The following is a 16,133-nucleotide window of genomic DNA, read 5'->3' on the forward strand; positions in this document are numbered from 1 at the left end:
AAACCTGTTTTGCGAATCATGAAACGGCATTCCCTGAAACATCCACTTTCTTTACGGTCCTTCCTTTTTGAATGGCCAATCTAGCATCTTCCAAAACCAAATATAGGCAGGGTACGATAACCAATATGATCGCTGTAGCGAACACAATACCGAATCCCAGTGAAATCGCCATCGGAATCAAATAGAAGGCCTGACTGGAAGTCTCCAAAATGATGGGTGCCAAACCTCCAAAGGTGGTCATGGTCGTTAAAATAATGGGACGGAACCTCCGCAACCCGGCTTCGTGGATGGATTTGTAGATGGGGTCACCCTCCTTTCGCCGTTTATTGGCATAGTCTATCATGATCAGGGAATCGTTGACCACCACACCGGATAGTGCTATGACCCCCATCAAACTTACCAAGGAAAGATCGTAGCCCAATAATATATGTCCGATTACAGCACCTACGATTCCAAATGGGATTGCCGTCATCACGATCAAGGGTTGCACATAACTGCCAAAGGCAATGGCCAAGAGCGCATAGATCAAAAGCATGGCTATGGCAAAACCTGCCCGTAGCGTACTGGTACTTTCCCGCATATCTGCCTGACTTCCTTCAAACGTCCAAGTTATCCCTGGAAAATCCGCCCTTAGTTGGGGCAATGTCTCTTCCTGCACCTTGGCGATTACCCTGTTCACGGAATTGGCAGGCTCCACGTCCATACCAACATTGACCACTCTTCGACCATCCCTACGGTTAATGCTGGTAAATGCTTCACGTTGTTGTACCTCGACCACATCCATCAGGGGAACTTCCACCCCGTCCTGGGTACGAATCAAGAAATTTTCAAGATTTTGAATGTCCTTCCGTTCTTTCATGGGGAGCTTTACACGGACTTCAATTTCATCCATACCGCGGAGCTGCCGCATGGCCAAGGCCCCAAAAAATCCGTTCCGTACTTGTCTCCCCACTTCATTGGAAGTCAGGCCAAGATTTCTTCCCTGCGGCAAGAGTTTAAAGTCGTATTGTAATTTTCCTTTGTTGTAATTATCCGTAACGTCACGCGTATTGGAAAAAGCTTCCATTCGCTCCACAAAGGCCGTACTTGCCTTTTCCAACACATTGATGTCGTTATGGCTCAAATCAATACTAATGGCCTGACGTGCACCACCAGGTCCACGTTCCGCTTCAAAAGTGATTTGGTCCACTCCTTCAATATCGCCAATATTGTCACGCCATAGCGCAATGACCTCCCCTGCGGTAATATCCCTTTGGTCCGGCGGTAACATCACAATTTCCACATCGATGAAGTTCTGCCCCCGAACATTCGTTTTAATCCCCTCCGCAACCTCGTACAGATTATGTTCTTCAAACATTCTCTGGGTAGCATCGGATATATCATGGGCCACCTTGGCGGCTTGGTCGGGCGTAGTGCCCACGGGCAAACGCACCCCAGCCTCTATTTCATCGGCAGCCACTTCGGGCATCATGATCATTCCCATGTGTCCACTGTAACCATATCCCCCCACAATCAACAACAAAGCAATCGCGCTGGACAAGGTAATATAGCGATGCTTGAGACATTTGTCCAATAGCGGACGGTAGCGTCTGTCCACAAACTCATTGAATTTATTGGCGAAGGAACTTTGCCAGCCTTCCAGTTTATGTACCCATTTATTTTTGCTCGGGTCCTTTTTTAAATGGGCCAAATGAGAAGGCAAAATAAACAATGCTTCCAAGAGCGACACAGCCAATATCACAATAACCACAGCGGGCAAAGGCTGCCAAAACTTACCTGTTTCCCCAGGCATGAAAAGTAAGGGGACAAATGCAATGATTGTTGTGGTAATACTGAAAACAACGGGCAGTGAAACATCCTTAGTGCCCGCAATAGCAGCTTTTATGGGACTTAATCCCTTTTTTCGGTATTCGTACACATTTTCCCCGACCACAATGGCATCGTCCACAACGATACCGAGCACCACCAAGAACCCGAACATGGAGATCATGTTAACGCTAATTCCGATAAGCGGTAGGAAAATGATTCCTCCAATAAAGGAAACGGTCATTCCCATCATAACCCAAAATGCAAGACGGTACTCCAAGAAAAGTGTAAGAATCAACAATACGATGATAATGGCCAAAACTCCATTTTCAGTAAGCAAGGACAATCGCTCACGATAGTCGGATGCCCTATTGCTATCCGTACGGAAATTGACTCCCGGCGGCAGTTGAAAATCTTCCAATATACCCATGGCCACATCCTCAATTTCCATAGGCGATTGATCCCCTATCCTAAAAATCTGGAGCTCCACATAGTTTTGTTGGTTGAATTGTCCATGAAAACCAGTTTCCACGAAATCATCGGTAATGGTGGCAATATCGCTAAGACTGACCTTGGCTCCGGATGGAGCTGAAACGATGGTAATGTTTCCATACTCGTCCGCCCATTGTTTTCGTTCCTTCATCCGAAGCAAAATCTCCCCGCTCTGGGTTTGTACGGCTCCTGCGGGAACATCATTACTACTTTGACGGATAATATCGGCTACCTGCCCAAGGGTCAGGTTATATTTTTGGAGATTGTTTCTCGTGATTTCGATTCTGGTCTCGTAATCTGGCACGTTATTGAGCTCTACTTGGGTTATTGCTGGATTGCTCAATAAAATGGTACGTAAACGTTCGGCAAGTATCCGAAGTGTCCAAATATCCGCTTTTCCATAAAGGCCGATTTGAAGTACATCCCGCTGTCGCGATCGTAGGCTTACCTCGGGTCGTTCGATATCATCGGGAAATGTTCGGATACGGTTGATGGCCTGATCGATATCCTGAAAAGCCTTCATACGTTCGGAACCTGCCACTAGTTCAATACTGACCTCGGCCGAACCTTCATTGGCTTGGGAAACAATCTCTTTGATCCCTTGCACACTCCGGACCGCTTCCTCCACAGGTTGAAGCACACCTTGTTCCACCTCTGCAGGCGATGCTCCCGGGTAGGCCACGGAAACGTCCACAAAATCAAGCTGGAATTCTGGGAATACCTCCTTTTGGATGGTGTACATGGTAAAAATACCTCCTCCCAAAAGTATCAGCATCAATAAATTGGTGGCAATGGAATTTCTGGCCATATAACCAATGGCCCCTTCTTTTCTCACTTTTTTATCCGAATCCTTTTCCTCCATCATAGCATTTTTTAGTCATTTTCCTCTTCTGATGCATCTTCGGAACGTGTCCGCAGTTCTATTCCGTTGGTTACCGTACTCAAATTGGTGGTCACAATTTTGTCACCATCCGAAAGACCTGATTGTATATAGGCATATTGGTTATCGGTAAGTATGATGTCCAATTCCCGTATTTCCAATAAATTGTCCTTCATGACCCACGCCGTTTGATTGGTCCTGACCAAATCCCGGTTGATCCGAACCACATCGGGAATGGAATCTGCTTGAATATTTACTTCCACAAAAGTCCCTATCATCAATTTGGGAGCTTCTTTCAATTCATCTGTGGTTGCCAACGGATCTTCCACCCGGACCAATACCCTTGCCAATCTTGTTTGATTGTCCAAGGCCCCAATTTGTCGGTCCAAATATCCGACACGTTGTGCTCCTGAAGGCCATGCAGATGAATTTTCTATATGGACTATGGAACCTTTTTCGGTGTTCGATTCAGGGAATTTCAAATGTTGTAAACGGGAAACGGGCACAGTGGCCGTTACCCAATAGCTATCTGTTCCCACGATTCTGCCCAAATTATCCCCTTGTGCCACCTGACTGCCCACGGTTACATTTTGACTGAGGATATGGGCATCGAACGGGGCCCGTATCGTGGTACGTTCCAGGTTCAACTGAGCTTGGTTCTTGGAAGCCCTTGCCGCTTCTATAGTTGCTTTTACAGCGTTTAATTGTGGCTGACGGAGCACCAATTGCGTTTCGTTATCAGAAAGTGGGTTGTCTCCGAAAAGGGAATCGTTGTTGATGAGCTGTAAATCTTGTTCGGCAATCTGTTGGCGTCCCATTTCGGTGGCCAGAGCTGTTTCGGACTGCAATAATTCGCTCTTCCGGAGCTCCAAGGTATTTCTGTAGTCAGAAGGATCTATCTGTAACAAGACTTCTCCCTTTTTCACAAAACCACCAGGGGTAAATGCCGGGTCGCGACGAATGATCTGGCCCGAAACCAAGGGACTCAGCGTAACATCCTCTACAGGCTGTACGGTACCTGTGGCCACGATGGTCGGGGCAAAAGTTCCCTTTTCCGCATCGACAACATCCACCAAAATAGCGGTCTCTATACTGGCTCCTTCGCTCTGTGCCTCAGGTTCAGTGGAAAATATCAAGGTGGTCACCAATATGCCTCCCATTAAGATGGCCAGACAGATGTATATTATTTTTTTATTGCTCATAGAGTTCGTCCAATTTACTTTTTTGATCTTCTATTGTTCTTCCCGTATCAAACCCACCGGCCAATGCCCTGTACAATGCAATTCGTATTTGTACATGCTGCAGTTGGGCGGCCACATAATCCCTACGGAGTTGTTGCTCTTGGTCCAATCCCAAGAGCACATCCAAATAGGGGCTGAATCCGTTCAAAAATTCCACCCGTAATTGTTTGTTGCTCTTTTCGGCAAGTTCCAGTTGCCTGCCAATATTCTCGAGACGTTCGGTCTGTTTTACATCTTGAACCAAAGCATCCTCCACCTCCCTAAAGGCGACCAAAGTGGCCTGTCCGTATTGATACAACCGCTGTTGTTTGATCGCAGTTGTCCTATCCACCTCGGCATTGAGCCGTCCCCCATAGAATAGAGGGGCCAAGATGTTTCCTGCCAAGGAATAGGCCCAGTTGTCAAAAAGGTTATCGAAATTATTGGAACGGAGCTGTCCCCGTCCACTTAGGGAGATCCGTGGGTATTTGCTTTGCACTGCCGAGGCCATATCACGGTCCGCGGCCAACAAAAGGGCAAAGGATTGTTTTAGGTCGGGCCTTCGCCTAACCAAGTCCAAGGGCAATCCTGTATCCGGCAATTCAGGGACTGTGGGCATTGAAGCCTCATCTAAAGCGATTCCTTCTTGCGGTTGTTTACCCAACAGGACCGCCAATTGGTTTTCCAGTAATTCTACATTCGTCTCAAAAATTATTTTTTGCTCCCTTGTACTTTCCAGTAGTTGAGCCTGTCGCAAGATATCCACTGCACGTATTTGCCCACCCACAAAACGTGAACGTATCAGTTTGATGATGGCCTCATTGGTTTTTATTTGATCTTCGGTAATCTGTAATTGTCTTTTTGCCGCCTGTAGTTGATACCAGCTCGTTGTGATTTCCGCTGAAAGTGACAATGCCAGGGTTTCATAATCAAAAAAACTGGCTTCTGACCTGAACTTTTCTGCATTCACAGCAGTACCGATTCGCCCCCATAAATCGAGTTCATAGCTTGATAAAAAACCCAATTGAGTGTTCTCACCACCCACGAAGTCAGGTTCGGGAAGGGTTCTTGCTGTTTGGGCCGAAGCTTCGATTGATGGCCATTTATTGGAAGCTTGAGACCTGATGGAAGCCCTCGAGGCCAAGAACTGTTGCCAAGTGGCAGCCAAGTTCATATTGGACTGCATGGCACTGTCGATCAAGCTGTTCAGACTTTCGTCCTGGAACACCTCCCACCATTTATCGGTAAGCATGGTATCTCCTGCTATGGTAAATTCCTGGAATTCATCAATTGGCGGAGATATATCCGAATATTTGGGGGAACAGTTGAGGAATAGCGATCCAATGGAGGATAGAAGCAATATCATCCAAAGGCTTCGCATGGGGTAAACCTTAAGATTACCTCTTACGCTGTTTTTCTTTCTCATACCTTGATTTGATGGGGTGCAGTTTTATAAATCCACACTTATATAATAACGTGAATTTCAGTGGATTTATAAAATAAAACCGTTTCAACAACCGTCCTGGACCTCTGAACAACAGGTTTTGCCCCAGCAAGCGAAATTTCCAAGATCTTCATTTCTTAGGGATTCAATAAATCCATTGGTAACGAACATATTGGAAAAAAAAGGAGCTGTAGCATAACAGAAAAGCACGGATATGCCCGTGCTTTTCCTCTTGAATCTCTATCAAATAATTAACTAAACCAGATAGATTCCTATTCCCCTCGATCCTTTAATTGATCTGGGCCTTTTACCATCTTTTCATTATGCTCCTTTACCACGGCCATGATCTCCTCAATGGCCTCGGGATGTTTGGAAGCAACATCATATTTCTCTGATGGATCCACGCTCAGGTTGTACAACAGTGGTGGATCATGTTCGGTGATCTCAGGACCATAGGCCGCCTGTGTTATAAAATGGGCCTTGTAATCCCCTACGCGCGCTGCGTAAAGTCTATCGCCCCTGTAATAGAACATATCGTTCCTATCACTTTTCATTCCTTTAAAAAGGACCGGCGACAGATCAACCCCATCCACTACCCTATCATCGGGTATGGGGACGCCCACCATTTTGCTGAAAGTGGTGAACAGGTCCATGGTGGTCCCTATATCGGTGATCAGCCCCGGTTCGATTCTCCCAGGGGACCAGAAAATACAGGGCTCCCGCATTCCACCTTCCCAAGTGGACCCTTTTCCGTCCCTGAGCAATCCGGCACTTCCCCCCTCTTCGTCCATGATCAGCCAAGGGCCATTGTCCGAAGTGAACACAACAATGGTATTCTCCGCAAGACCATTGTCCTTTAAGGACTTTATTACTTGTCCCACACTATGATCGATTTCTTCCACAACGTCGCCGTATATACCTCTAGGGCTTGTTCCTTCAAAATCTTCCGAAGCAAATAGCGGAACATGTGGTAGATTATGCGCCAGATATAAGAAGAAGGGCTCATCCTTTTTTTCTTCAATGAATTTTACCGCCTCTTCGGTATACCTTTTGGTAATGGTATGTTGATTGGCGGGACGCTCAACGATTTCCGTATCCCTCATCAAAGGCACATTGAAGGAATTGTAATCCTTTCGTTTCTCGGAATTCCAGAATTCCATATATCCGCCCATGGATGTGAATGGTACCACATTATCCATATCGTTACTGTAAGGGATGCCAAAATAAGAATCGAATCCATGACTGGTCGGAAGATATTCTTCTTTATGTCCCAAGTGCCATTTTCCTATTGCTGCCGTTGCATAGCCCGCTTCTTTCATTTGCTCCGCTATGGTGACCTCGGTTTGTGGCAAGCCATTGTGCGAATCTGGAAAAAGCACACGGACTTTACTGCTGGCCATACCACTCCTTACAGGCAATCTTCCTGTCAATAGGGCAGCACGACTCGGGGTACAAACACTGGCTCCAACATAAAAATTGGTCCACTTTTGACCTTCGCTCGCCATTTGATCCAAATGCGGAGTCCGAATAGTCGGATGTCCGTAGCTACTTAAATCTCCATACCCTAGGTCATCCGCAAAAATGATGACTACGTTTGGCTTCTCCCTTAAGGTCATCTCTTGGGCATCAGCAGATTCTCTCTGTTCTCCATTACAGGACGCAAGTATCGCAAAAGCACCAATAATGCCGAAAAGAATCTTATTGAACTGGTTAAAATTGAACATATGAATTATTTAGTTGATTATATCCTGCTGTTTTCACTGATAAGATATAAAAGTCAGCTGTAACTTGAAGGATGATATTTGTAACAACACACCCAAAACCTGTTCTAGGTTTAAGCCATACCGTTTAAAATCCATATCTTTTCCGCATCAAACAATAAAAATAAATTGGCCTATTTTCGTCATTAATTTCATGAAAGTGACGTGTGTTAACACCCATTAAACGAATCAAATGCTATAAATCCCCTATAACTTCGATATATTGAAACCTGCAATTCTTTTTTCCTTACTGATAGTGCTGATAAGCTGTAAATCCAAAACAAATCAACCAGAAGCATCCGATAAAACGTCAGGTCCGGTAGAACTTCCAACACCCAAAAAAGCCCCAAGGAAAGCCCCTGAAGGAGTGGTATGGATTCCTGGCGGTGTATTTGAACAAGGAGCTGTGCCCGACGACAAAATGGCCATGGCCCATGAAAAACCTGCCCATAAGGTATATGTGGATGGTTTTTTTATGGACATACACGAAGTCAGCAATGCCCAATTCGCCCAATTCGTGGAGGAAACTGGTTACGTGACCGTGGCCGAACGCGAAATTGATTGGGAGGAAATGAAAAAACAGTTGCCTGCCGGTACGGAAAAACCCCATGACTCCATTTTACAGCCAGGTTCGTTGATTTTCAAAAAGACAAAGTCGAGTGTCCCCAACCTATATGATTATTCCCAATGGTGGGAATGGAAAATAGGAGCCGATTGGAAACATCCAAATGGTCCCGGGAGCAACATAGAGGGCAAGGAGGACCATCCCGTGGTGCATATTGCTTATGAAGATGCCCAAGCCTATTGTAAATGGGCGGGACGACGTTTGCCCACCGAGGCGGAATGGGAATTTGCCGCACGCGCCAACAAAAGCGGAAGCACATTTTTCTGGGGAAATGACATTTCCCAATTAAGTAAATATGCGAATTCGTGGGAGGGAGAGTTTCCCGTGGAAAATACTATGGAAGACGGTTTTGAAAGAAGGGCACCTATTATGTCATACCCCAAAAATGAATTTGGCCTATATGACATGGCAGGTAACGTGTGGGAATGGACCAGTGATTGGTACAACACCAATTATTACAAAGAACTGGCTTCAAGCGGGGAGGTCGAACAAAACCCAAAAGGAGCCAAAACCCCTTTCAATTCCAGCAATCCATATGCTAAAGAAAAAGTTATCAAAGGAGGATCATTTTTGTGCAGTGCCTCTTATTGTGCCAGTTACAGGATTTCAGCACGTATGGCCACCAGTCCAGATTCTGGAATGGAGCATCTAGGATTCCGGACTGTGTCATCGCAATAAATCAATTGGTCAGCGACATAATCCAGGAACTTTTTTTACTCCTTCTCCTTTTTCAATACGGTCAATGGGGAGTTCCTAACGATTCCTATACTGTTTCCAACACCGAGTGCGAAGACCAAGAGGGTAATTGCCGGTAGAATGATAAAGAACGGTACCCATGAAGGAGTAAATGCCGTTTCAAAGAGCATATAAGCCAATAAAGTGCTTCCCAAAACCGCCAGCAAGACGCCCATAAAAGCCCCTAAAAATCCAAGAACGGCATATTCAATGGCAATCATTTTTAATATTTGAGCTCCCTGGGCCCCCAAAGTCCGAAGCAATGCACCTTGTTTTACCCGTTGGTGCTTGCTGCTGTAAATAGCGCCCATAAGTACTGCAACCCCAACAAATATGCTGAAGAAAGCCATAAAATTGATGACCCATCCGATTTTTCCCAAAATCTCTTCCAAAAGACTCAGGATTCGTTTGAGGTCCAGGATGGAAACATTTGGAAATCGGCGCACCAATTGCTGCTGAAGACGAGCCGAACCCATATCATCCGATGTTCTTGTGGTCATTACCCCAAATTGTGGTGCATTTTCCAGCACACCTGATGGAAAAACAATGGAAAAATTAGGCTGTAACCTACTCCAGTCCACCTCACGTATACTTTGCACCTCCGTATTCATAATTCTACCCTGTACATTAAAGGATACAGGGTCCCCAACAGTGACTTTGGCCATATCGGCAAAATCGCTACTTACGGAAATGGGCACATCGGAATCAGAATCCACTGTTGGTATCCATTCGCCTTCCAAAATACGTTCGGAATTGATGAGACTATCCCGATAGGTTACCCTAAACTCGTGGTTCAATATCCATCTGCCTACCTGGGAGGTGGTATCCTTTCTAATATCCTCCACATGTCTTCCTTTAAGCGTCTCCACACGCATAGTGACGATAGGAATTTTATCGATAACGGGATAGCCAGCCGTTTGAATCGTATTGGAGACACCTTCCACTTGTTGGTTCTGGATATCCATCAAAATCATATTGGCGCTGTTGGCACTGTCCTCGATAGCTGCCTTTTCCAAAAGCATATCCTTTGTAAAATACAGTGTACTGATCAAAAACGTTCCAATTCCTATGGCCAATACCAACACCAAGGTCTGATTTTGGGGACGGAACAAATTCTTCAAACTTTGGCGAGCAATAAAACTCCACGAATACGGGAAGAATTTTTTCAACAGAGCCATAAAAAATCGGGCCACTGCTGTCAATATCAAAAAAACAACCAATAATCCTCCTACGAAAAATAGGGAACGGACAATATCTCCCAACAGCCAAAATGAAAAACAGAACACAAACAAAACGACGCCCAAACCAACGGCCGTGGTGGCCCATTTGGAACGGGACTGTTTTTCTTGGACTACACGCAAGGCTTGTAAAGGGGATACGTACAATGTTTTCATCAAGGGATAAAGGGCAAACAACACTGACATGGCCAATCCCAGCGATATTCCGAGAACCACACTTTGCAGGGACAAGGTGATGTCGACATCAACGGGCAACAAATCCCCCAATAATATGGGGAACAGTTGTTGTAGGCCGTAACCGATTGCGGTTCCGAGCAGTCCCCCCGCAATGCCCATGCAGGCGATTTGGATAAAGAAAATAAGGTAACTCTGCCGTTTTGAAGCCCCCAAACATTTGAGTACGGCAATGGATTTTATCTTCATTTGGACATAGATACCCATGCCACTGGCGATACCTACACAACCCAATAACAAGGCGATAAATCCAACGAGGTTGAGAAACTTTCCAAAGTTCTCGTAACGTCGACCCAAACGGCGGGCTTCGGACAAATGTGTATCCAAATCCGCTTCCTCGGCATCAAGAACAGGGTCTACCTTCTCGTCCAAGAGAGCCATGTCATCGTTTTCCGTGGCCTTGAAGTAATATTTGTATTCGATTCGACTTCCTGTCTGGACCAGACCCGTCGATTCAATAAATCCAAAAGGAACCAGAATAGGAGGCGCAATGGCACCAAAAACCGAAGTGCTCCCAGGAACCGTTTCCAATTCGCCGGCAATGGGGAGGGTAACGGCTCCCAATTTTATACTATCCCCAACCTTAAGGTTGAGTTGGAGCATCGTAGTGGCATCAACCAAGGCTCCACCTTTTCTGAAATCTCGGGTTGCGGAAACAGGAGTTGTCTCCAATTCGCCATAGAATGGAAATCCCCCTTCCACCCCCCTGACCTCCATGAGTTTGGTGCCTTCGTTCCCCGGAAAGGCGGCCATGGACATGAAATTGATTTCCCGAGCGTCCGCTCCACCCAGCGAGTCCATAATGCCCATAACCCTATCGTTGACGGGTTTATCACTTTCAATAACATAATCCGCTCCTAAAAGTGCTTTGGACTGTGAGGCAATATTTTCCTTGAGCAATCCACTGAAGGAATGCACACTTACCACTGCGGCCACTCCCAATGTGATGGAGAATATAAATAACAAAAGTTTACCGTAGCTTGCCTTGCCATCGCGCCAGGCCATTTTTAGCAACCAAGAAAATCCAGCGTTGTTCTTCCCCATATTACCCAACAGTTTCTTCTATTTTGCCCGATCGCAGGCGAATACTCTTATCCGTTTTTCGGGCCAGTTCCAAATCGTGGGTCACGATAACCAGTGCAGTGCCCTGTTCTTTGTTCAGTTCAAAAAGCAAATCCTCTATTTTAGTTCCCGTTTCATCGTCTAAATTTCCCGTGGGTTCATCTGCAAAAAGTATGGAGGGTTTGTTGGCAAAGGCCCGTGCCAAAGCCACGCGCTGTTGTTCACCGCCCGATAATTGGGATGGGTAATGCCCTTCCCGATGCTGTAGCCCTACCTTGGCCAGGAGTTCCTTGCCATGGGCCGTTGCCTTTTTAACGCCACGAAGTTCCAAGGGAACAATCACATTTTCCAAAGCGGTCAAAGTGGGCAGTAATTGAAAGTCCTGAAATACAAATCCCACGTTTTCGTTCCTCAAGCGTGCCCTGCCATCTTCATCCAACTCGAACAAGTTTTGTCCGCAAAGCCAAATCTCACCTTCATCCGTGGTATCCAATCCCGCACAAAGTCCCAAAAGCGTGGTTTTACCACTTCCCGAAGGACCAACAATGGCAAAACTTTCACCACTTTCCACTTCAAAAGAAACATTGTTGAGAACGGTAAGGTCATGTTCACCGCTCCGATAGGTTTTAGAGAGGTGCTGAACTTTTAATATCTTTGATGACATATTGTGCATTTGGTTAAAACTCTCAAAATACTAAAATTGATCATGACCAAGAAAACCCCAAGCTTCCGATTGCCGTTAATGTTTTGTTATTTTTTGGCGCTGCTACTTCTTGGTTGTGGGGAAAAGGCCTCAAAAAAAAAGTCGGAAAAGACATCGACCATTGAAGAAACCGAAGCGACGGAGACCACTGATTCCAATAAAAAAATTCTCTTTTTCGGGGACAGTTTAACTGCCGGCTACGGACTTGAAGTAAGCCAGGCCTTTCCAGCTCTAATTCAACAAAGGATAGATTCACTAGGGCTTGATTATACCGTAATCAACGCTGGTTTGAGCGGCGAGACAACGGCAAGTGGAAAAAACAGGCTAGCGTGGGTTTTGGAAGATGGTATCGATATCATCATCATTGAACTGGGTGCCAACGATGGGCTACGGGGCGTTCCTTTGGCGGAAACAGAACAGAACCTGAAAAGTATGGTGGATACGGTCCAAAGTAAGTTGCCCGGGGCAAAGATCATTCTGGCCGGTATGAAGATTCCACCGAACATGGGACCTGAGTACACTTCAAAATTCGAAAGCATCTTTCCTGAATTGGCCGATTCAGAAGACATCAAATTAATCCCTTTTTTATTGGAAAACGTAGCTGGCATCCCAGAACTCAATCAAGGCGACGGTATTCATCCCACAGTGGAGGGACAAAAGTTGGTCGCCCAAAACGTATGGGAGGTTTTACAGCCTATTCTTTAAACACTTAGAAATCAGTACTTTTACCTATAAATAGACCCGAAGACCATTTTTTCTTCAAAAAGGCATTTATTTTATCACAATATTGTGGGGATTATTGGGTTTTGATATTTTCAGTGTTTAAAACTTCCCCTGATGACAATAAGCCACTCTATCTTTCATGATGCGGCCATTCCTTTTGCCGTTTTGGATGAGCAACAATCCTTTGTCGATTTTTCAAAACAATGGTTACAACAATTTGATCTTACCGCAGAAATAGAGGGTAAATGTTTTTTTGAAGTAATGCCTGAACTTCCCGAAGTATTAAAATCCGACATTGACCATTGCTTGCAAGGTGTTGGACATCGTTCGGACACCAAACGTTTGATTTTGACCAATGGGGATTCAAATTGGTACGATTGGAAAATAAGCAGTGTTCATAAGGATGATATGTCAGAACCAAGTATTTTAATCATTCTGGAAGACATAACAAGCAAAATGAGGGAGGAAGAACTGCTGGCAAAATCCCAAGAAGTTGCAAGGATTGGTGGCTGGGAAGTGGATTTGATAAAGAACACCATTTATTGGTCCAAAATAACAAAAGAAATCCACGAGGTGCCTGACGACTTCATCCCTAACTTGGAAAAGGGAATTTCTTTTTACAAAGAAGGACGAAGCAGGGAAACCATAACACGTTTGGTGCAGCAAGCCATTGAATCAGGAAAGCCATGGGACACCGAACTCGAAATCATTACCGATAAAGGCAACGAGCTCTGGGTACGGGCCATTGGAGAACCGGAAATGGTAAATGGCACATGTGTCCGAATCGTGGGGACCTTTCAGGATATCAACAAAAGAAAACAAATTGAGCTTGGTTTCAATAAGGTAAGCGAAAGATTGTCCGTTGCCACCAAAACTGCCGGTATTGGGATATGGGAATATAATATTCCCAATGATGAACTTTTTTGGGATAGTAACATGTACCTTCTGTATGGCGTAAAGGAAACCGATTTCAAAGGTGTATACGAAGCTTGGGAAACTTGTGTCCATGCAGATGATATTGAACATATCAACAGGGAAGTACAAGATGCCATCTCAGGTACCAAGGATTTTGATACCATTTTTAGGGTGATATGGCCAAACGGGGAAGTCCATTGGATCAAAGCTGAAGCAACAATTGTTCGGGACCATAAAGGAAATCCGATTAAAATGATCGGCATCAATGAGGATATCACGGATTTGAAGACCACACAGTTGCAATTGATCAAAAGTGAGGAATCGCTTCAAGCAACTTTGGAGAATTCTTCTGTCGGAATGGCCTTGGTAAGTGAGGATGGAAGGTTTACGGAGGTAAATCAAAGTCTCTGTAAAAGTTTGGGGTATTCCAAAGATGAACTTTTAAAGCTGACTTTCCAGGAATTAACCCACCCCGATGACCTCGAAAAAGACCTTTCGCTTTTGCAGGAACTTATCCAAGGAAAGATAGGTACTTATCAAATAGAAAAAAGATATTTCAATAAAAATGGTGGGATGGTTCATGTTCTTCTAACGGTTACGGCAGCCAGAAACATTGATGGCAACATATCCCATTTTATTTCACAGATCGTGGATATCTCACCCAGAATCAAAGCTGAAAGAAAATTGAAGGGGCTGTTGGAATTGTCCACCAACCAAAACAACAGCTTGTTGAATTTTGCACACATTGTATCCCACAACTTAAGGTCCCATGCTGCCAACCTGACCATGATCAGCAGTTTTTTAACGGACGAAACCTTGGGGGAAGAAGAGCGGAAGGATAGTTTGGGTATGTTGAGCAGGGCCTCCAATGGTCTCAATGAGACTATTAACCACTTGAACGAAGTGGTCCAGGTTAAACTGGAAACGGACAAAAAACTAAAACCGATTCATCTTTCCTACATAGCACAAAAGGTCTTGATGGATGTACAGGCCCTTATCGAAAAAAATGGTGCCCAAGTCACTGTTGATATCCCCAAACATTTTGAGGTCAAAGGTGTATTGGCCTATCTGGAAAGTATTGTCCTCAACTTGGTATCCAATGCCATAAAGTACAGAGACCCTGATAAGAAAACAGCCGAGGTTACCCTGAAGGCCCATGAAAATGATGAAAAGAACATTGTTTTACAAGTAACCGACAATGGACTGGGTATCGATTTGGAAAGACATGGCAAAAAACTCTTCGGAATGTACAAAACGTTCCATAGAAACAAAGATGCTCGGGGTATTGGCCTATTCATTACCAAAAACCAAATCGAATCCATGGGAGGAAAAATAACAGTGAAAAGTGAACCCATGCAAGGAACAACATTCGAAGTAACTCTTTTAAAAGCGTGATACCAAGGATGGGGATTGCCAACATTAACGACAAACATTGACCCAAGTCTCTTGCGATTCAAGGTATTGGGAACTTTCAACTATTTTTTGAAACGGTACACATACGGTGCCCTGTTCTGTGCTCCCGTAAACTTTTTTCCAAGGCGTTCCAGAACTTGGAGCCCAAGGATTTTCTTTTGAAAATTGTTCATGGGAAATTCCTTGTCATACACTGCTTCGTATAGTTCCTTTACTTCACGCATGGTAAATTCATCGGGAAGCAGGTTGAACCAAATCAATTTTTCATCCAGGTTTTGACGAAGTGCTTTGTGGGCCGATGTGACGATTGCATTATGGTCATGGGTCATTTTGGGGAGTTCTTCGATACTTACCCATTTCAAAAATTCTTCAAACTCCCCGATTTTTGGATCTACTTTGTTCAAATCCACCAAAGCGTAGTATCCAATACAAACGAAACGGCTGGTCACCCAATTTATGGCCTCCTCATCAAATCTTTCAGGGTCGAATTCACGTAGCCCCGACCTTACCAAATCCCTGAATTCACTACCAATGATCCTATCCGGACCACCAAAGGCCTTGAACTGTTCCAAATAGATATTATCAAGTCCTGTCCTTTCCCTCAAAATACGTGAAGCCGCATCATCTATACTTTCAGTCTGTAAAATATATCCCCCGGGAAGGCTCCATAAATTATCCCCGTAGCTCAGTTTAGAGATCAAAACCTTCAACTCTTTGTTCTTGTAACCAAAAATCACACAATCGATGGAAAGCTGTGCGATATAATCCTCTTTTTGAAACTTACCCATAATTCTTTTGTCGATGCTATCAACCAAGCACAAAGTTAACATTAGTTGTATATCATTTTGATGTTATAAAAATAACATTTCATTTCTATTATCTT

General features: G+C 44.6%; 10 protein-coding genes. 3 read left to right on the forward strand and 7 right to left on the reverse strand.

Annotation, left to right across the window (positions count from 1 at the left end):
- Positions 1 to 16: 16 nt before the first annotated feature.
- The 4 genes from EO132_RS05075 to EO132_RS05090 form a co-directional block, all read right to left on the reverse strand.
- Positions 17 to 3,163 carry an efflux RND transporter permease subunit gene (locus EO132_RS05075; protein WP_127136889.1) on the reverse strand — a complete coding sequence of 1,049 codons (3,147 nt, stop codon included), beginning with the start codon at positions 3,161 to 3,163 and terminating at the stop codon, positions 17 to 19.
- Between the two features lie 8 nt (positions 3,164 to 3,171).
- Positions 3,172 to 4,380, reverse strand: a complete 1,209-nt coding sequence (locus EO132_RS05080; RefSeq protein WP_127136890.1) for an efflux RND transporter periplasmic adaptor subunit — start codon at positions 4,378 to 4,380, stop codon at positions 3,172 to 3,174.
- Positions 4,370 to 5,824 (reverse strand): efflux transporter outer membrane subunit, encoded by a 1,455-nt coding sequence (locus tag EO132_RS05085; RefSeq protein WP_127136891.1) that lies wholly within the window; start codon positions 5,822 to 5,824, stop codon positions 4,370 to 4,372. Before EO132_RS05085 ends, EO132_RS05080 begins: the two co-directional genes overlap by 11 nt.
- A gap of 290 nt (positions 5,825 to 6,114) precedes the next feature.
- A complete protein-coding gene (locus tag EO132_RS05090; RefSeq protein WP_164732276.1) occupies positions 6,115 to 7,566 on the reverse strand; it encodes a sulfatase family protein in 1,452 nt (483 codons plus the stop codon).
- 259 nt (positions 7,567 to 7,825) lie between these two features.
- Between EO132_RS05090 and EO132_RS05095 the strand changes: the two genes are divergently transcribed.
- Positions 7,826 to 8,905, forward strand: coding sequence for a formylglycine-generating enzyme family protein (locus EO132_RS05095; protein ID WP_235856381.1), 1,080 nt, complete (start codon positions 7,826 to 7,828; stop codon positions 8,903 to 8,905).
- 35 nt (positions 8,906 to 8,940) lie between these two features.
- Here EO132_RS05095 and EO132_RS05100 read toward each other — a convergent pair whose 3' ends face one another.
- Together EO132_RS05100 and EO132_RS05105 are read right to left on the reverse strand one after the other, a co-directional pair.
- Positions 8,941 to 11,478, reverse strand: coding sequence for an ABC transporter permease (locus EO132_RS05100; RefSeq protein WP_205780316.1), 2,538 nt, complete (start codon positions 11,476 to 11,478; stop codon positions 8,941 to 8,943).
- A gap of 1 nt (position 11,479) precedes the next feature.
- Entirely contained in the window at positions 11,480 to 12,160 is a 681-nt protein-coding gene (locus EO132_RS05105; RefSeq protein WP_127136893.1) for an ABC transporter ATP-binding protein, read from the reverse strand.
- Between the two features lie 42 nt (positions 12,161 to 12,202).
- Here EO132_RS05105 and EO132_RS05110 point away from each other — a divergent pair, with 42 nt between their 5' ends.
- Together EO132_RS05110 and EO132_RS05115 are read left to right on the forward strand one after the other, a co-directional pair.
- A complete protein-coding gene (locus tag EO132_RS05110) occupies positions 12,203 to 12,904 on the forward strand; it encodes an arylesterase (RefSeq protein ID WP_127136894.1) in 702 nt (233 codons plus the stop codon).
- Between the two features lie 132 nt (positions 12,905 to 13,036).
- Positions 13,037 to 15,232 carry a PAS domain-containing sensor histidine kinase gene (locus tag EO132_RS05115; RefSeq protein WP_127136895.1) on the forward strand — a complete coding sequence of 732 codons (2,196 nt, stop codon included), beginning with the start codon at positions 13,037 to 13,039 and terminating at the stop codon, positions 15,230 to 15,232.
- A gap of 80 nt (positions 15,233 to 15,312) precedes the next feature.
- On the opposite strand, the gene EO132_RS05120 is transcribed toward EO132_RS05115, so the two are convergent.
- Positions 15,313 to 16,038 carry an NUDIX hydrolase gene (locus tag EO132_RS05120; protein ID WP_127136896.1) on the reverse strand — a complete coding sequence of 242 codons (726 nt, stop codon included), beginning with the start codon at positions 16,036 to 16,038 and terminating at the stop codon, positions 15,313 to 15,315.
- Positions 16,039 to 16,133: the final 95 nt, after the last annotated feature.

It is taken from the genome of Flagellimonas oceanensis, assembly GCF_003992595.1.
In the GTDB taxonomy this organism is placed as follows: domain Bacteria; phylum Bacteroidota; class Bacteroidia; order Flavobacteriales; family Flavobacteriaceae; genus Flagellimonas; species Flagellimonas oceanensis.